Source organism: Diaphorobacter sp. B2A2W2, from assembly GCF_056730635.1.
This window is the reverse complement of the sequence record NZ_JBWZOR010000004.1, coordinates 151,185-168,785: the sequence shown is the minus strand read 5'-3', so window position 1 is coordinate 168,785 and position 17,601 is coordinate 151,185. Positions and strand designations below refer to the sequence as shown.

Annotated in this window: 18 protein-coding genes; 7 read left to right on the top strand and 11 right to left on the bottom strand. The window is 67.1% G+C overall.

Going from position 1 to position 17,601, the window contains the following annotated elements:
- Nucleotides 1–248: 248 nt before the first annotated feature.
- The 4 genes from AC1PPL_RS09450 to pyrF form a co-directional block, all read right to left on the bottom strand.
- Complete coding sequence (locus AC1PPL_RS09450) at nt 249–1,223, bottom strand: M14 family metallopeptidase (protein ID WP_479973140.1); 975 nt, start codon at nt 1,221–1,223, stop codon at nt 249–251.
- Nucleotides 1,220–2,212 (bottom strand): Bug family tripartite tricarboxylate transporter substrate binding protein, encoded by a 993-nt coding sequence (locus AC1PPL_RS09445; RefSeq protein ID WP_041836128.1) that lies wholly within the window; start codon nt 2,210–2,212, stop codon nt 1,220–1,222. The genes AC1PPL_RS09450 and AC1PPL_RS09445 overlap by 4 nt, the downstream gene beginning before the upstream one ends.
- A 121-nt stretch (nt 2,213–2,333) precedes the next feature.
- Nucleotides 2,334–3,230, bottom strand: a complete 897-nt coding sequence (locus tag AC1PPL_RS09440) for a LysR family transcriptional regulator (RefSeq protein ID WP_088888065.1) — start codon at nt 3,228–3,230, stop codon at nt 2,334–2,336.
- Between the two features lie 17 nt (nt 3,231–3,247).
- Nucleotides 3,248–4,072, bottom strand: coding sequence for an orotidine-5'-phosphate decarboxylase (pyrF, locus tag AC1PPL_RS09435; protein WP_479973139.1), 825 nt, complete (start codon nt 4,070–4,072; stop codon nt 3,248–3,250).
- 107 nt (nt 4,073–4,179) lie between these two features.
- Between pyrF and AC1PPL_RS09430 the strand changes: the two genes are divergently transcribed.
- Nucleotides 4,180–5,079, top strand: coding sequence for a DMT family transporter (locus AC1PPL_RS09430; RefSeq protein ID WP_479973138.1), 900 nt, complete (start codon nt 4,180–4,182; stop codon nt 5,077–5,079).
- 67 nt (nt 5,080–5,146) lie between these two features.
- Here AC1PPL_RS09430 and AC1PPL_RS09425 read toward each other — a convergent pair whose 3' ends face one another.
- The 6 genes from AC1PPL_RS09425 to def form a co-directional block, all read right to left on the bottom strand.
- The gene (locus AC1PPL_RS09425) at nt 5,147–6,340 is read right to left on the bottom strand and encodes a phosphoglycerate kinase (RefSeq protein ID WP_479973137.1); all 1,194 of its coding nucleotides are present in this window, start codon (nt 6,338–6,340) and stop codon (nt 5,147–5,149) included.
- A gap of 89 nt (nt 6,341–6,429) precedes the next feature.
- A complete protein-coding gene (locus tag AC1PPL_RS09420) occupies nt 6,430–6,765 on the bottom strand; it encodes an AzlD domain-containing protein (RefSeq protein WP_047349385.1) in 336 nt (111 codons plus the stop codon).
- Nucleotides 6,762–7,511, bottom strand: a complete 750-nt coding sequence (locus tag AC1PPL_RS09415) for an AzlC family ABC transporter permease (protein ID WP_172208969.1) — start codon at nt 7,509–7,511, stop codon at nt 6,762–6,764. Before AC1PPL_RS09415 ends, AC1PPL_RS09420 begins: the two co-directional genes overlap by 4 nt.
- The gene (fmt, locus tag AC1PPL_RS09410; protein WP_479973136.1) at nt 7,508–8,479 is read right to left on the bottom strand and encodes a methionyl-tRNA formyltransferase; all 972 of its coding nucleotides are present in this window, start codon (nt 8,477–8,479) and stop codon (nt 7,508–7,510) included. Before fmt ends, AC1PPL_RS09415 begins: the two co-directional genes overlap by 4 nt.
- Nucleotides 8,480–8,512: 33 nt before the next feature.
- Nucleotides 8,513–9,028 (bottom strand): hypothetical protein, encoded by a 516-nt coding sequence (locus tag AC1PPL_RS09405; protein WP_479973135.1) that lies wholly within the window; start codon nt 9,026–9,028, stop codon nt 8,513–8,515.
- A complete protein-coding gene (gene def, locus AC1PPL_RS09400; protein WP_011807132.1) occupies nt 9,025–9,537 on the bottom strand; it encodes a peptide deformylase in 513 nt (170 codons plus the stop codon). Before def ends, AC1PPL_RS09405 begins: the two co-directional genes overlap by 4 nt.
- Before the next feature lie 202 nt (nt 9,538–9,739).
- Here def and AC1PPL_RS09395 point away from each other — a divergent pair, with 202 nt between their 5' ends.
- A complete protein-coding gene (locus AC1PPL_RS09395) occupies nt 9,740–10,999 on the top strand; it encodes a LysM peptidoglycan-binding domain-containing protein (RefSeq protein WP_479973134.1) in 1,260 nt (419 codons plus the stop codon).
- Nucleotides 11,000–11,051: 52 nt separating this feature from the next.
- Entirely contained in the window at nt 11,052–12,212 is a 1,161-nt protein-coding gene (dprA, locus tag AC1PPL_RS09390; RefSeq protein WP_479973133.1) for a DNA-processing protein DprA, read from the top strand.
- A gap of 210 nt (nt 12,213–12,422) precedes the next feature.
- Here dprA and argC read toward each other — a convergent pair whose 3' ends face one another.
- Nucleotides 12,423–13,355, bottom strand: coding sequence for an N-acetyl-gamma-glutamyl-phosphate reductase (gene argC / locus AC1PPL_RS09385; protein WP_479973132.1), 933 nt, complete (start codon nt 13,353–13,355; stop codon nt 12,423–12,425).
- Between the two features lie 176 nt (nt 13,356–13,531).
- Between argC and sucC the strand changes: the two genes are divergently transcribed.
- From sucC to AC1PPL_RS09365, 4 genes are all read left to right on the top strand, one after another.
- A complete protein-coding gene (gene sucC / locus AC1PPL_RS09380; RefSeq protein WP_011807128.1) occupies nt 13,532–14,692 on the top strand; it encodes an ADP-forming succinate--CoA ligase subunit beta in 1,161 nt (386 codons plus the stop codon).
- A gap of 19 nt (nt 14,693–14,711) precedes the next feature.
- Complete coding sequence (gene sucD / locus AC1PPL_RS09375; RefSeq protein ID WP_312564303.1) at nt 14,712–15,605, top strand: succinate--CoA ligase subunit alpha; 894 nt, start codon at nt 14,712–14,714, stop codon at nt 15,603–15,605.
- Nucleotides 15,606–15,760: 155 nt separating this feature from the next.
- On the top strand, nt 15,761–16,444 hold the full coding sequence (locus AC1PPL_RS09370) for a TerC family protein (RefSeq protein WP_312564301.1): 684 nt from the start codon (nt 15,761–15,763) through the stop codon (nt 16,442–16,444).
- A 282-nt stretch (nt 16,445–16,726) separates the two neighbouring features.
- Nucleotides 16,727–17,542, top strand: a complete 816-nt coding sequence (locus AC1PPL_RS09365) for a Stp1/IreP family PP2C-type Ser/Thr phosphatase (protein ID WP_479973131.1) — start codon at nt 16,727–16,729, stop codon at nt 17,540–17,542.
- Nucleotides 17,543–17,601 lie beyond the last annotated feature (59 nt).

Genomic DNA, 17,601 nt, shown 5'->3' with positions numbered 1-17,601 from the left:
GTAACGTAATGTTATTCGGCAAAAACCGGCCTGTCCTTGAACGAGTTCAGCTTTTTGGGCGCGCAGGGGCTCCATCCCGTCACAGAGGTGTTGCGACGGGTTTAAAGGTGTTTTTGGCCCCTAGCCCAATAAATACGGGCGCTAGCAGCTATCAGTATGGAAGCGAAGCCTGCGCATGCCCCAGACGCTGCCACGCGGGCGGCCGGCCTGCCCTGCGCGGGCGAAGCACCGGCCGCTGGCCGTGCCGCCTACAGAGGCCGCCGCGTGGCGAAGCGCACCACGGTCACGCCGGCGCGCGCCTGGCGGGTGCTGGGCATGACCAGCACGCAGTCGTCGTACGGCGTGGTGACGGGCTCGCCATCGTTGTCGCCGATCACGGTGCCGGCCTGGGGGATCACCTCCAGGCCCGTGAAGGGCTGGGTGAAACGAAAGCGCTCGCTCCTGGCGACCACCGGGCCGGTGACCTCCAGCGCCCACTGGTGCGGCGCGTCGGGCAGGCGCCAGCCGGGCAGCCCACGTGCCAGGGTGGCGGAATCCACCACGCCGGCCGCTTGCAGGAAGCGCACGCACTGGTCCTGCGCCACGGCGCGGCTGGCCGGGTCGCCGTGGAAGCCGCATTCGACGAGCAGCGAGCGCGTGTCGCCGCCCTCGGCATCGGGCTGGCCGAAGCGGCCATAGTCGCGCATGCGGGTGCCGTCCTTGTGACCCGCGTCCACCACGATGTGCTCAGGCGCGGCCAGGGTGCGCGCGAGGTGCAGGTTGCGCGGCTGCATGCCGGTGAGCAGCAGCGGCGCGCAGGGCTCGTGCATGGAGTGCAGGTCCAGCAGCCAGTCGGCCTCGGCCACGAAGGGGCGCAGCGCGGCCGCGCGCCGGCGCTCCAGCGTGTCGCCGGCGTCCATGCGCGCATCCACCCACTGGCGGTTGAGGTCTTCGTCCACGAAGCGGGCGGCGTCGTGGTGATGGGGGTCGAACCGGTCGAACGCGGCCAGATTGCACAGCGCCAGCGTGAGCGTGCCGCGCGCGGGGCGCAGGCCGGCTTCCAGCAGGCCCTTGAGCGCCCAGGCGCCGCACAGCTCGTTGCCGTGCACGAGGGCGCTGATCATCACGTGGCGGCCCGGCGCGCCGGAGTCGAAGCGCCACACGCCCTCGGTGCCGGTGTTGCCGGCGCGCCAGGCGCCGAGGTCGGGCGCGGTCAAAGTGAAAGGCAGGGGAGCGCTCATCATTCTTCGATCTTGGCGAACTCGATGATCTTCTTGTACTTGGCGACCTCTGCGGCGAGGAACTTGTCCACGTCCAGGCTGGGGGATGCCACGGTGGAGCCCGCGGCTTCCATTCGCTTGCGGAAGTCCGGCGACTCCAGCGTCTCGTTGAGCGCCTTCTTGAGCCGCTCGGCCACGGGCTTGGGCAGGTGGGCGGGCGCCATGAGGGCGAACCAGGTGCCGATGTCCACGTTCTTGTACTGCGCCGATTCGGCCAGCGCCGGAATGTCGGGCGCGACGGTCGAGCGCTTGGCCTCGGTGGTGCCCAGGGCGATCACTTTGCCGCTCTTGATGTGCGGCAGGCCGCTGGAGAGCACGAACACGCCGAACTCCAGGTTGTTGCCCACCAGGTCGTTGGTGAGCGGCGCCACGCCGCGGTAGGGGATGTGCGTCATGAACAGCTGGCCCTGTTCCTTGATCATCTCGCCGGCCAGGTGCAGCGAGGTGCCCACGCCCGAGCTGCCATAGCTGAGCTTGCCAGGGTTCTTGCGCACGCGTTCGGTGAATTCGGCCAGGTTCTTCACGCCGGTGCCGGTGCTGGCCACCAGCACCAGGGGCTGCGAGGCCACGAGGCCGATGGCGGTGAAGTCCTTGATGTCGTACTTGACCTTCTTGGTCACCAGCTTGTTGATGGCGATCTCGTTGCTGGCGCCGACCAGCAGCGTGTAGCCGTCGGGCGCGCTGCTGGCCACCTTCTGCGCGCCAATGGCGCCGCCCGCGCCGCCCAGGTTCTCGATCACCACGGGCACGCCCAGGCGGTTGGACAGCTCCGCGCCCACGGCGCGGCCGGTCAGGTCGGTACTGCCGCCGGGCGGATAGCCCACGACGATGGTGATGGGCTTGCTGGGGTAGGCGGGCGCTTGCGCGAAAGCGGCAGGGCTGGCAGCGGCGAGCAGCGCGGCGCTGGCCAGCAGCGCGCGGCGCAACGGGGCGGGGGTGCGGGAAGTGTGCATGGCGTTTTCCATAGGCAGGTCGAGGTGGGTGCCATTGTGGAAAGCGCACCGTGGCTACGTCGTGCCGAAGTGGCACCAGGTCGTGCATTGTGGGCACGTGGCCCGCGGGTTTATCCGGGGATCACTGGCGCGCCAATGTGGCCCACAGCGCCTCGGCCCAGGGCGAGAGCCGGCGCTTGGGCCGGTACATGCGCACGTCGAAGCGCACCTGCATGCGCTCGTCGCCCGCGCGGGCCAACCGCCCGGACTGGCAGTCGGCATGCACCATGGACCAGGGCAGCCAGGCCACGCCGAGGCCGCGCAACACGTACTCGTACTGCGCGTCGGCCGAGTCGCATTCCACCACGCGCGCCAGGCGCGGCGCCAGCGGGTCATGCGCCAGGCGGTCTTCCACCAGTCGGCCGAGCGCCAGCGTGTGCGAGTAGGCGAGGTAGGGCACCGCGTCCGTGCCGCCAAAGTGGTGCAGCGGCGCACCGCCGGCGCGGGCGCGGGAGACAGGCACCAGGCGGTCGCTGGCGAGTGTGAGGTGGGTGAACTGCCGTGCGTCCAGGCGCACGGCGAGCGAGGTGTGGTGGTAGGCCAGGGTGAAGTCGGCCTCGCCACGCTCGATCATGGCCACGGACTCATCCAGCGCACAGGTGCGCACGCGCAGCTCGCCGCCCGCCAACACGGGCTGTATGCGGGCCAGCCAGTCGGCCACCACGGTGCGTGCCAGGGTACGACCGGTGGCCAGGGTGACGGTGCGCGCCTGCCGCCCCGCGATGGCGCGCAACTCCTCGTGCGAATGGGCCAGGTTCTGCGCCATCTGCTGTGCGGTTTCCAGGAAGGCCTGCCCCGCGGGCGTAAGCCGCACGGGCCCGCCGCCGTCGCGCTCCGTGAGCGGCGTGCCGGCCCACGCCTCCAGCGCGCGGATGCGCCGCCCGAACGCGGGGTGCGTCACATGGCGCAGTTCCGCCGCGCGGGTGAAGCTGCGCTCATGCGCCAGGGCGATGAAGTCCTCCAGCCACTTGAGTTGCATGGCCGGAAAACGCTGGGCTAGGCGCGCGCGGCGTTGAGCGCGGCGCGCGTGGCCTGGGCTGCGCTGCGTGCGGCCGCGGCAAAGTCCGCACCGCTGGATGCGTAGAGCACGGCGCGCGAGGAGTTCACGATGATTGGCCCGTCGGCGCGCAGCCCGGCGCGCACGGTGGCGGCTGCGTCGCCGCCCTGCGCGCCCACGCCGGGGATCAACAGCGGCAGCGTGGGTGCGAGCGCGCGCACGCGCTCAATTTCTTGCGGGTACGTGGCGCCCACCACCAGGCCGAGCTGGCCGTTCTTGTTCCAGGGGCCCTGCGCCTGGCGGGCCACGTGCTCGTACAGCAGCGGCTGGCCTTCGACGCTGGCCAGGCGCTGGGCCTGCAGGTCATCGCCACCGGGGTTGGAGGTGCGGCACAGCAGGAAAGCACCCTTGCCGTGGTAAGCCAGATAGGGCTCGATGGAGTCAAAGCCCATGAAGGGCGAGAGCGTCACGGCATCCGCGCCATAGCGCTCGAAGGCCTCTTTGGCGTATTGCTCGGCCGTGGAGCCGATGTCGCCGCGCTTGGCGTCCAGGATCACGGGCACATGCGGGGCGTTGCAGCGCATGTGCTGCATCAGGCGCTCCAACTGTTCCTCGGCACGGTGCGCGGCGAAGTAGGCGATCTGCGGCTTGAAGGCGCACACCAGGTCGGCCGTGGCGTCCACGATGGCGGCGCAGAAGTCGTAGATCTTGTGCGCCTCGCCACGCACGGACTCGGGAAAGCGCGTGGGTTCGGGGTCCAGGCCCACGCACAGCAGGGAGTCGTTGCGCGTGGTGGCGTCGCGCAGCATGTCAAGAAAAGTCATGTCCGTGATTTTAGGCAACACCGTGCCGCTGCCGTGCGCCATGGCGTCCTGGTGTTTTCGCGGGCGGCTTCGGCAAGGACGGCGCCTGCCCGGCACAATCGCCGCCCATGCCTGCTCTTTCCCGCCGCCAGCTCGTCGTTCTTGCCCTGTTGACCCTGGTGTGGGGCCTCAACTGGCCGGTGATGAAGATGGGTGTGGCGCACTTTCCGCCGCTCACCTTCCGCATGGCATCGCTGTGGCTGGGCCTGCCCATCCTGGCCGCGGTGATAGGGGTGCGCAAGCTGCCCTTCACTATTGCGCGCGCGCATTGGGGCCGCGTGGCGCTGCTGGCGCTGACCAACATGGTGCTGTGGCACGTGCTCATGATCCTGGCGATCCCGCAGCTGTCCAGCGGGCGCGCGGCCATCCTGGGCTACACCATGCCCATCTTCTCGGCCGTGCTGGGCGCGCTGGTGTTCGGCGACCGCCTGGCCGGTCGTGCGTGGGTGGGCGTGGGCGCGGCGCTGGTGGGCGTGTTGCTGCTGCTGTGGCATGAGATCGGCGCGCTGGGCGGCAGGCCCCTGGGCGTGACGTTGATGCTGGTGTCTGCCGCGAGCTGGGCCATGGGCACGCAGCTGCTGCGGCGCCTGACCGTGCCGGTGCCGCTGCTCACGCTGTCGTTCTGGATGGTGGCCATCACCTGCGTGGTACTCACCGTGTTGGCGGTGGCGTTCGAGCGCGAGCGCTGGGTGGCACCCGACGCCCAGGCCTGGGCCGCCATTCTCTACAACGGGCTGCTGGCGCTGGGCTTTGCGCAGACGGCGTGGTTCTTCCTGGTGCGCACGCTGCCGCCCGTGGCCTCCACGCTCAGCGTGATGATGATTCCGGTGCTGGGCGTGTTCAGCGGCGCGCTGTGGCTGGGCGAGGTGCTGCACTGGCAGGACTGGACCGCCGTGGGCCTGATGGCCGTGGCCATCGGTACCGTGCTGTGGCCTGCCCGCGCCGTGCAGGCGCAGGAGTTCAATTAAAAAGAGCTGCTAGCGCTTATGCAATAAGCGCTAGCAGCTCTGATTTTTATAGCGTTCTGGGGCGGGATCAGCCTGCCGCGCGCTTTTGCAGTATTTCGAAGGCTGGCAGGGTCTTGCCCTCCAGCACCTCCAGGAACGCACCACCGCCGGTGGAGATGTAGCCCACGTCCTTCTCGATGCCGTACTTGGCAATCGCCGCCAGGGTGTCGCCGCCGCCGGCGATGCTGAAGGCGCTGGATTCGGCGATGGCCTGCGCGATGGCCTTGGTGCCGCCCGCGAACTGGTCGAATTCGAACACGCCCACGGGGCCGTTCCAGACGATGGTGCCCGCGGCCTTGAGCTGCGCGGCCAGTTGGGCCGCCGTCTCGGGGCCGATGTCCAGGATCAGGTCGTCCTCGGCCACTTCGCTGGCCTTCTTCACGGTGGCGGGCGCGTCGGCCGCGAAGGCCTTGGCGACCACCACGTCGGTGGGGATCGGCACCTCGGCGCCGCGCGCGGCCATGGCGGCGATCACGGCCTTGGCTTCGTTCACCAGGTCGGGCTCGGCCAGGCTCTTGCCGATGGGCAGGCCGGACGCCAGCATGAAGGTGTTGGCAATGCCGCCGCCCACCACCAGGCCGTCCACGTTCTTGGACAGGCTTTGCAGGATAGTCAGCTTGGTCGAGACCTTGGAGCCGGCCACGATGGCGACCAGCGGGCGCTTCGGGTTGGCCAGCGCGGTCTGGATGGCGTCGATCTCGGCGGCCAGCAGCGGGCCGGCGCAGGCCACCTTCGCGTACTCGGCGATGCCGTAGGTCGTGCCCTCGGCGCGGTGGGCGGTGCCGAAGGCGTCGTTCACGTAGATGTCGCAGAGCTGGGCCATCTTCTTCGCCAGCTCGGGGTTGTTTTTCTTCTCGCCCTTGTTCACGCGGCAGTTTTCCAGCAGCACGACCTGGCCGGGCTGCACCTGCACGCCGTCCACCCAGTCGGCCACCAGCGGCACCTCGCGCCCGAGCAGTTCGGACAGGCGCTGGGCCACCGGGGCCAGCGAATCCTCGGGCTTGAACTCGCCTTCGGTGGGGCGGCCCAGGTGGCTGGTCACCATCACGGCGGCGCCGGCTTCCAGCGCCATCTGGATGCAGGGCACGGAGGCACGGATGCGCGTGTCCTCGGTGATGCGGCCGGCGTCGTCTTGCGGCACGTTCAGGTCGGCACGGATGAACACGCGCTGGCCACGGGCCTGGCCCTGGGCGCAAAGGTCGGAAAAGCGAAGGATGTGCATGGGAACAGTGGGTGAGTGCGCCGCGCGGTCACGGTGCGGTCATGAAAACTGCGCGGATTGTAGGCGCCGGGTAACCGCGCCGTAACTCTCTACCAGCCCAGTCCAATATGCAGCGGCAGGTACACCGCCATGCCCACGACGATGGTGCCCAGGATGCCGCGGCGCCAGAAGTAGTAGCCCGCGGCGGCGGCCACGGCGGGCAGCCGTGCGTCCTGCAGCGTCTGGATCAGCGCGCCCTGGGTCATGACCAGCTCGGGCGCGATGACCCCGGCCAGCGCGGCCAGCGGCGCGTACTTCAGGCCGCGGCGCAGCCAGTCGGGCATCGGCAGGTCGCGCTCGGGGATCATGAAGAACGCGCGCGTGAGCAGGGTGATGCCGGCCAGCCCCAGGATGGCGATGGCCGGCTCGATCCAGGCGCCGTTCATGTGTCGCCTCCCACCGCGCGGGTACGCGCACGCCGCAGCGCACGCTCGGCCGCTTCGGCGGCCAGCCCTGCGGTGACGGCTGCGGCGATCGCCACCAGGATGTTGAGCTTGAGCGGCAGCGCGAAGGTGGCCACTGCCGCCGTGCAGGCCACGGCCGTGGCGAGCCAGGTGGCGCGGTCGTTCAGCATGGACAGCAGGATGCCCAGCAGCGCCAGCACGCCCGCAAAGCCCAGCCCCCAGGACAGCGGGATGGCGTTGGCCAGCACGATGCCTGCAATGGACGGCACCTGCCAGGCCAGCCAGTTGGCCGAGGCCGCGCCCCAGAAATAGGGCACCTGCTCGGGCGCAGGCACGGGCTTGGGAAAACGCTTCATGAAGCTCACGAAGATCACATCGCCGCTGAAGTAGCCCAGCGCCAGCCGGTGGCGGCGCGGCAGGTGGGCGAAGTAGCTGCGCCACATGCTGCTGAAGATCACGAAGCGCAGGTTCACACAGGTGGCCGTGAGCCACACCACCCACAGCGGTGCGCCCGCCACCATCAGCGGCAGCACGGCCAGCTGTGCGCTGCCGGCATACACCGCCAGCGACATGAACAGCGCCATCGGCAGCGACATGCCGCTCTTGGCCATGGCTACGCCCGTCACCAGGCCCCAGGCGCCGATGCCCAGGCAGGTGCCGGCCATGTCACTGGCGCCCTGGCGGAAGGCCGGGTCGCGCAGCTGGGCGCGCAGGAAAGGCAGACTCATGGGGCGGCGCCCAGCACCATGCCTGGCGCCAGCGGGAAGCCGCGCAGGAAGTCCGCGGCGGGCAGCCGCTTGCCGCCCGCGCGTTGCAGCACCGTCAAGCGCAGCAGGCTGCCGGCGCCGCAGGCCACGCCGATGCCGTCGGCATCTATAGACAAAATCTGGCCGCAGGCCGCATCCAGCGTGCGCGAGCAGCTATCTATTTCGCAGCTCCATACCTTGATGGCATCGGCCCCCAGCGTGGTGGTCGCGCCGGGGAAGGGGTCGAAGGCACGCACGCGCCGGGCGATCACCTCCGCCGGCTGGTTCCAGTCGATGGTGCTTTCCGCCTTGTCGATCTTGTGCGCGTAGGTCACGCCCTCGGCCGGCTGCGGTGTGGGTTTGAGGCCCCCGCAGGCGGCCAGCTCCAGCGCCTCCACGATCAGCCGCCCGCCCAGCTGCGCCAGCCGGTCGTGCAGCGTGGCGGTGGTATCGGCGGGGCTGATGGCGGTCTTTTCCAGCAACAGCATGTCGCCGGTATCCAGGCCCGCGTCCATCTGCATGATGGTCACGCCGGTCTCGGCGTCGCCGGCCTCGATGGCGCGGTGGATGGGCGCCGCGCCGCGCCAGCGCGGCAGCAGGCTGGCGTGGATGTTCAGGCAGCCGAGCCGGGGCGTGTTGAGCACCCACTGCGGCAGGATCAGCCCATAGGCGGCCACCACCATCACATCGGCCTGCGCAGCCTCGATGGCGGCTTTGGCGGCTGCTGCGTCCTCGGGGTATTTGCCATCCAGGCGCAGGCTCAGCGGCTGCGCCACGGCGATGCCGTGCTGCAGCGCGCACTGCTTGACGGGTGAAGCCTGCAGCTTCATGCCGCGACCCGCGGGGCGGTCGGGCTGGGTCAGCACCAGGGGCACGGTGAAGCCTGCGGCCAGCAGGCGCTCCAGGGCCACGCGCGCAAACTCGGGCGTGCCGGCAAAAATGACTCTCATACAACGCGTGGAATAGCGGCCCCGGGGTGGGGCTCAGTGAAAGGGATCGTTGTCGTTCAGCCGCTCGTCCGTGAACATCACGCGCCGCACGACGCCCGTCGGGTCGATGTGCACATGGGCCTGGCGGGGCTCTCCATTGTCACGAAAGCGGTAGGTCCAGATATCGCCATTGAAGCGTGCCACCTTCTCCACCAGCGCAGGCGGGCCGAAGGTGCGTCGCACGGCTGCGCGCGTATCGACGCCATTGCGCAGCGCATGGAAGTGCTCCAGCGTCAGTACCTGCTCCACGCGCACCAGGCGTTGCCGGGCGTCAAAGTCGAGGTGGTAGACCTGTTGGCCTGCGGGCTGGCGGCTGCAGACCAGCCGTTCTCCGCCTTCCGGGAGCATTACGGTCAGCGTGGGTGCGCCCATGGTGCGCTCGATGTCCGCCCGCGGCGTGCCTGTTTTCTGCCATTCGGGTACGGCGCAGCCCGCCAAAAAAACAGCCAGCAGCAGTGCGCTCCAGCGGAGCCGGCGCGGTGCGGTTGCGTGCGCCGGCAGCGGGGTCATGCGCGTTCGGCCTGCTTTTGCTGCTTCAACAGCTTGGTCTTGATGCGGTTGCGCTTCAAGGGCGACAGGTATTCCACAAACACCTTGCCCAGCAGGTGGTCCATCTCGTGCTGGATGCACACGGCCAGCAGGCCCTCGGCCTCGATCACGCGCGGCTGGCCGTCGCGGTCCAGCGCGCGCACGTGCACGGCAGTGGAGCGCTCCACGCCATCGTAGATGCCAGGCACCGACAGGCAGCCCTCGTCGCCCACCTGTTTCTCGGCACTGGCCCAGGTGATCTCGGGGTTGATCAGCACCAGCGGCGTGTCGCGCTCTTCGGAGACGTCGATCACCACGATGCGCTCGTGCACATCGACCTGCGTGGCGGCCAGGCCGATGCCATGGGCGTCGTACATGGTGGCGAACATATCGTCCACGATGGCGCGCACGCGCTCATCCACCGCCGTCACGGGCTGGGCTACCTTGTGCAGGCGAGGATCGGGGTAACAGAGAATCGGAAGAATTGCCATGGCAGAGCGCTCAATATGTCGCTATTTTCGCCACTTTTGCCCGCCATTGCGGGGCCCAATCACAATAATCGTTGCCCGATCAAGGGCTTGGGCACAGAATCTCAAATGGTTTGTAATGTATTCGCGGCAGTTTCTTCTGTAAAACAATTAACTGCACCGCAGCGAGAGGGGCGTTTTTCCAATGAATGACACGAGGAACAATATGGCGGCTCAGGCCCGTATGCGCGTGACGGCGCTCGGCGCACTGGCTTTGTTGGCGGGTGCCGCCATGGCACCGGCGGCGCAGGCCCAAAATTACCCGATTACCTCCGAGCAGCGCGCCACCGCGCAGCAGGTGGCCTCACGCGGCGTTCCCCTGTCCGAATTGGCCGCCAATGCGCCCGATACCTACGTGGTGAAACGCGGAGACACGCTGTGGGGTATTTCCGGCATGTATTTGAAGCGCCCCTGGCGCTGGCCGGAACTGTGGGGCATGAATCTGCAGTCCATTCCCAACCCGCACCTGATTTTCCCGGGCCAGACGCTGTACCTGGAAAAGGTGGACGGCTATGCCCGCCTGAGCACCAGCCGCAAAGGCGCGCCCGAGACCGTGCGCGTGTCGCCGCGCACGCGCTATGACAGCCTGGCCGGCACGGCGCTGCCCACGCTCAAGCCGCACCTGATCGAACCCTTCCTCGTCGAGCCTCTGGTGGTGGACGAGCTCACACTGCAGCAGGCCCCGCGCATCGTGGCCACGCGCGACGAACGCATGATCATGGCCAACGGCGACCGCGCCTACGTGCGCGGCCCTGAAGGCAGTCCCCTCGTGATGGCGCCTGGCGTGCCGCGCCAGTACCGTGTGTTCCGCAACGCCATTCCGCTGAAGGATCCACACACTGGTGAGGTGCTGGGCTACGAAGCGCAGTATGTCGGCCGCGCCGAACTGGTGCGCAGTGAAACTACCACTCCCGTGCCCCAGCGCGATGTAGCGCGGGGCAAGAGTTCCAGCGAGGGCCGGGGGGAAGTGCTGGAGGGGCAAGCCCACGGCACAGCGGTGGACATCGTTCCCGCCACGGTGGACCTGAGGGGCGCGAAGGAAGAGATCCGCGCCGGCGACCGCCTGTTGCCCGCACCGCAGCGCAGCTTCAACAGCTACACCCCGCGGGCACCGCAGGGCCCCGTGGATGCCAGCGTGGTGTCGATCTACGGCAGCGCGGCCGTGGCCAACGCCGGCCAGAACCAGGTAATCACCATCAACCGCGGTACGCGCGACGGCATGGAAGCCGGCCATGTGCTGCAGCTGCTCACCAAGGGCGAGCGCTTCAAGGACAAGACCGACGAGCAGCGCGCCATGGTGCGCCTCCCCAGCGAGAGCAATGGCGTGGCGATGGTGTTCCTAACGTTCGACCGCGTGTCCTACGCCCTGATCCTGCAGTCGCAGCAGGCGGTGCGTGTGGGCGACCGTCTGGTCAACCCCGAGTAAGCCCCGGGCGCCGCCACCTGCGGGCGGCCGCTCCCCCGCCTTGTCACCGCGCATGCAACGCGACGAACTGGCCGCCTGGCTGCGACTGACGCTCACGCCTGGCGTGGGCAACGGTGCCGCGCGCAGGCTGCTGGCCGCGTTCGGCCTTCCCCAGAACATCTTTGCGCAGGGCGAGAGGGCCTGGCAGTCCTGCGTCACCACGGCGCAGGCGCGCGCGCTCGCCCGCGTGCCCGAGGAGCTGGAGGTGCTGACCGAGCGGACGTGGCAGTGGCTGCTGGACGGGCGGGCGCCCGCGCAGCCGGCGCACGGCCTCGTCACGCTGGGTGACGAGGCCTATCCTCCTGCGTTGCTGGCCACCGAGGATCCGCCGCTGCTGCTGTACCTGCTGGGTGCTCCGCAGTTCGTGCAGGGCGGCGCGCCGTTCGCGCCGGCGCACAGCCTGGCCATGGTGGGTAGCCGCAACCCCACGGCCCAGGGGGCGGACCATGCGCGGCAGTTCGCACGCGCTCTGCGGGAGGCGGGTTTGTGCATCGTTTCGGGCCTGGCGTTGGGCATCGACGCGGCGGCGCACGAGGGCGCGCTGATCGATCCGCCCGACGGTGCCGCGCCCGCCACCATTGCCATCGTGGGCACCGGGCTGGACCGGGTGTACCCGCGTGCCAACAAGGAGCTGGCCCACCGCATCGCACGCCACGGCCTGCTGGTCAGCGAATACCCGCTGGGCACGCCGCCGTTGCCGGCCAATTTTCCCAAGCGCAACCGCATCATCTCCGGCCTGTCGCAGGGCACTCTGGTGGTGGAGGCGGCGCTGGCCTCGGGCTCGCTGATCACCGCGCGGCTCGCGGCCGAGCAGGGGCGCGAGGTGTTCGCCATACCCGGCTCCATCCACGCGCCCCAGTCGCGTGGTTGCCACGCGCTGATACGCCAGGGCGCCAAGCTGGTGGAGTCGGCGCAGGATGTGCTGGAAGAACTGCGCTGGCATGCGCCGGCAGCCGCCATCCCCGCGGAACAGCCCGCGTCCGAGGAGCCCCTCGCGCCGTCGTATCAATGTGTGCTGGATGCGCTGGGGTTCGATCCACTGGGGCTGGACGCGCTGGTGGCGCGCACGGGGCTGGATGCCGCCACGCTGCAAGTACGGCTGCTGGAGCTGGAACTGGAGGGACGGGTGGCGCGCCTGCCCGGCGGGCTGTTCCAGCGCACGGGGCAGGCCTAAAGCAGCGACGGCAGTGCGCGCTTCGTGGCGCACGCCTGCGGGGCGGGGGCTTGCCGCGTGGCCTTGACCGCTCGGCGGATCAGCCGGCGCGGTACGGGCATGTGTTTGCTATATAAAAATGAGCTGTTCGCGCTTGCTATACATCCATTTCAAAGGATTTTTCCGTTGAAAGCTGGATGAAATAAGCGCAGGCAGCTATGTTTTTTGATGTTATAGCCCGAGCATCAACCGCAGGTTCTGCACCGCGGCGCCGCTCGCGCCCTTACCCAGGTTGTCCAGGCGCGCCACCAGCACGGCGTGGCGGTAGCTCTCATTGGCGAACACGCGCAGTTCCAACTGGTTGGTGTCGTTGAGCGCGAGGGCATCGAGCTTGCCGTCCTCGGTGGGCGGCAGCACCTTCACCCACTGCTCGGGCGTATTGCTCTTGGCGTAATGGGCCGCCAGTGCGTCGTGCAGGTCCGCCGCCTTCGGCTGGCCGGGTAGCAGATCCAGATGCAGCGGCAGTTGCACCAGCATGCCCTGGCGGAAGTTGCCCACCGAGGGGATGAAGATCGGGCGGCGCGTGAGCCCGGTGTACTTCAGGATCTCGGGCAGGTGCTTGTGCGACAGGCCCAGCGCATACAGCTCAAAGGGCGCCGCCTGGCCTTGCTCGTAGGCCTCGATCATCGTACGGCCGCCGCCGGAGTAGCCGCTCACCGACGGCAGCGCCAGCGGGTGGTCGGCGGGCACCAGGCCGGCGTCGACCAGCGGGCGCAGCAGGGCGATGGCGCCGGTGGCATAGCAGCCGGGGTTGGATACGCGCGTGGCGCTGCGCACGGCCTCCAACTGGCCGGGTGCCAGTTCGGGAAAGCCGAACACCCAGCCCGGCGCCGTGCGGTGGGCGGTAGAGGCATCAATGATCTTGATGGCGCGGCCGGTCTCGGCAGTGGTGGCGTCCACCAGCGCGACTGTTTCGCGCGCGGCATCGTCGTGCAGGCACAGCACGACCAGGTCCACACCGGCGATCAGTGCGCGCTTGGCGGCGGCGTCCTTGCGCAGTTCGGGGGCGATGCTGACCAACTCCACCTGGGGCATGGCCTGCAGGCGCTCACGAATCTGCAGGCCGGTGGTGCCTGCCTCGCCATCAATAAAGACCTTGGACATCGAGTAGCTCCTGCAAGGGCCGGCCCAGGGGTGGGGCCGGGGGCGTAAGTTATATCCACATCAATGGTGCGTCGCAGCATGATACATTTACCGGCTGCCATTCCCGAGCATGCGGCTGTATTTCCGCTCTTCGGCAGAACGGGTACAAACACCATCCTTCCCCTGAGAGAGACCTCATGAAGATTCACGAATACCAAGGCAAGGAAATCTTGCGCAGTTTCGGCGTGCCCGTCCCGCGTGGCATCCCCGCTTTCACGGTGCAAGAAGCCGTGGAAGCCGCACAAAAGCTCGGCGGCCCCGTGTGGGTCGTGAAGGCCCAGATCCACGCCGGTGGCCGTGGCAAGGGCGGTGGCGTGAAGGTGGCCAAGACCATTGATGACGTGAAGGCACGCGCCAGCGAGATCCTAGGCATGCAACTGGTCACGCACCAGACTGGCCCTGAAGGGCAAAAGGTGCGCCGCCTGTACATTGAAGATGGCGCCGACATCAAGAACGAACTGTATGTGTCCCTGGTCACCGACCGCGGCACGCAGAAAGTGGCGCTGATCGCTTCCAGCGAAGGCGGCATGGACATCGAGGAAGTGGCCCACTCCACGCCCGAGAAGATCATCACCGAGATGATCGACCCCCTGACCGGCATCACGCCCGAGCAGTCCAAGAAGGTGGCCGCAGCCATCGGCCTGACGGGTGCTTCGGTGGACCAGGCGGTGGACCTGTTCGCCAAGCTCTACAAGTGCTACATGGACACCGACGCGTCCCTGGTCGAGATCAACCCGCTGAATTGCGACTCCAAGGGCAACCTGATGGCCTTGGACGCGAAGTTCAACTTCGACGCCAACGCGCTGTTCCGCCACCCGGAAATCGTGGCTCTGCGCGACCTGGACGAGGAAGATCCGGCGGAAGTCGAGGCCTCCAAGTTCGATCTGGCCTACATCTCCCTGGACGGCAACATCGGCTGCCTGGTGAACGGCGCGGGCCTGGCCATGGCCACTATGGACACCATCAAGCTGTTTGGCGGCGAGCCGGCCAACTTCCTGGACGTGGGTGGCGGCGCCACCCCCGAGAAGGTCACCGAAGCCTTCAAGATCATGCTCAAGAACCCCAAGGTCAAGGGCATTCTGGTCAACATCTTCGGCGGCATCATGAAGTGCGACACCATCGCCACCGGCGTGATCACCGCCTGCAAGGCCGTGAACCTGCAGGTGCCGCTGGTCGTGCGCATGAAGGGCACGAACGAAGAGCTGGGCAAGAAGATGCTGGCCGAATCCGGCCTGCCCATCATCAGCGCCGACACCATGGCGGAAGCCGCCACGAAGATTGTCGAAGCCGTCCGTTAAGCAGGCCCGGAGATAAAACATGTCGATCTACATCAACAAAGACACCAAGGTCATCACCCAGGGCATCACCGGCAAGACCGGTCAGTTCCACACGGAAAAGTGCCAGGAATACGCCAACGGCAAGAACTGCTTCGTGGCAGGTGTGAACCCCAAGAAGGCCGGCGAGAAGATTTTTGACATTCCAATCTTTGGGTCGGTCAAGGAAGCCGCCAAGGAAACCGGTGCTACCGTCTCCGTGATCTACGTGCCGCCCGCAGGCGCGGCTGCCGCCATCTGGGAAGCCGTCGAGGCCGACCTGGACCTGGCGATCTGCATCACCGAAGGCATTCCCGTGCGCGACATGCTTGAAGTGCGCAACAAGATGAAGGCCAAGGAAGCCGCTGGCGGCAAGCGCACGCTGCTGCTGGGCCCCAACTGCCCTGGCCTGATCACGCCGGACGAGATCAAGATCGGCATCATGCCCGGTCACATCCACAAGAAGGGCCGTGTGGGCGTGGTGAGCCGTTCCGGCACGCTGACCTACGAAGCCGTGGCACAGTTGACCGAACTGGGCATCGGCCAGTCGTCCGCCGTCGGCATCGGCGGCGACCCGATCAACGGCCTCAAGCACATCGACGTGATGAAGGCTTTCAACGACGATCCTGACACCGACGCCGTGATCATGATCGGCGAGATCGGCGGCCCCGACGAGGCAGAAGCTGCCCGCTGGTGCAAGGCCAATATGAAGAAACCCATCGTGGGCTTCATCGCCGGCGTGACCGCTCCTCCGGGCAAGCGCATGGGCCATGCGGGCGCGCTGATCTCCGGCGGCGCCGATACAGCCGACGCCAAGCTGGCCATCATGGAAGAGTGCGGTTTCACCATTACCCGCAATCCTTCCGAGATGGCTCGTCTGCTCAAGGGCCTGCTGTAATCCGCGAGCGTGGCGCGGTGTAGCGCGCCAGGTTACGCAAAATTACGCACGCGCGAGAGGGTCTACCCTCTCTACACTGTCAGCTCCAACACAAAAGAAACGCCAGCTTGGTTAACCCAGGCTGGCGTTTTCGATTCATAACACTGGAGCCATCAATGGAGTACTTGAGCAATGCCGATTTCTGGATCGGCCTGGTGAAGATCGTCTGGATCAACATCATTTTGTCGGGCGACAACGCTGTCGTCATCGCCTTGGCGGCGCGTTCGCTGCCTCCGCAGCAGCAGAAGAAGGCCGTCATGTTCGGCTCCGGCGCGGCAGTGGTGTTGCGCATCGTATTGACGGTAGTGGCCGCCAAGCTGCTGGAGCTGTCCTTCCTGCAGATCGTCGGGGGCTGTCTGCTGCTGTGGATTGGTTATCAACTCCTCACGGGCGAAGAGGAAGATGACGGCGCATCCAAATCCGCAGGGGGCATGTTCGCGGCCATCCGCACCATCCTGATTGCCGACCTGGTGATGAGCCTGGACAACGTCATCGCCGTCGCCGCGACGGCCCAGGGGAACATGGTGCTGCTCGTCCTGGGGTTGGCCATCAGCATACCGCTGGTGATCTTCGGCTCCACCCTGATGATCAAGCTCATGGAACGCTTTCCCGTCATCGTCACGCTGGGGGCCGCGTTGATCGGTTGGGTGGGAGGCGAGACCATCGTCAACGACAACTTGCTTCACGATTACGCGATGGGTCATCCGTGGCTCCACTACGTAGCCGCCATAGCGGGCGCCGTGCTGGTGGTGATGGTGGGCAAGCTGATGCAATCCCGCGGCGAACCTCGGCAGGCCTGAAAAGGCTGGCGCGCGTTAGTGCGACGGGAATGTGCCGCGACCTGACGGACATGTCCATGAAGTAGCAAAAATGGCAGCCAAGAAGGGCTGCGTAGGGCCTCTTTTGCAACACACGTCAACGGGCCTGGCTTGCACGCGTTCAACATCATGACGGACCTGTCGCCCCGTGCGCCTCGACTATGATGCGCAGTCCCGCAATGCTGGTTGTGAGGGATATGGAGCGATGCCCTCCTCAACCGCATGTAAAGCGCTTTCGCGTGAGGCGTATCGCGGGAGTCTCTTATGAAACCTCTGCCGATGCTGAGCTACGAATTCTGCGCGTTGACGGACACGGGGCGGGTGCGCTCCAACAACGAAGACGCTGTGGCCATCCATGAGACGGCGCAGATGGTCATCCTGGCCGACGGCATGGGGGGCTACAACGCGGGCGAGGTGGCTGCCGGGATGGCGATCACCTACATCGGCACCGAGATGGTCCGCTGGCTGCAAGGCGACGGCTCCGCGGCATCACCTTCGGATGTACGGCATGCACTAGAGGCCTGTGTGGACAACGCGAACCACGCGATCCTCGGCGCCTCGATGTCCAACCCGCAGTACCTTGGAATGGGTACCACGCTGGTCGTCGGCGTGTTCCGTGACGACCGGCTCATTCTCGGCCACATCGGTGATTCGCGCTGCTACCGGTGGCGCGAGGGCCTCTTGCGGCAGATCACGCGCGACCACTCGTGGTTGCAGGAGCAGATCGACCTGGGACTGCTCACGCCGGCACAAGCAGCCGTTTCGGGGCAGCGCAACCTGGTGACACGGGCGCTGGGGGTGGATGTGTCCGTGCACATAGAAATCAACGAATTTCCTGTCGAGCCCGGTGACTTGTTCATTCTTTGCTCCGACGGCCTGACGGATATGTTGAGTGACGAAGATTTGGCCGAACTGGCGCGGATGCCCATTGCGCTACAAGATAAAGCAGCGCGCATGGTGGCCATGGCCAACGCCATGGGAGGGCGGGACAACATCAGCGTAGTGCTGGCGCAAACGCAACTCGCTCAGGACTCCAAAAAACGCGGCGGCCTCATGGCGCGCCTGCTGCGCACCTCGTGACCTTTCCGCCAAGCTCAGCCCGACCGCCAGGGCTTCATTTGCCTGTGCCCGGAAATTGC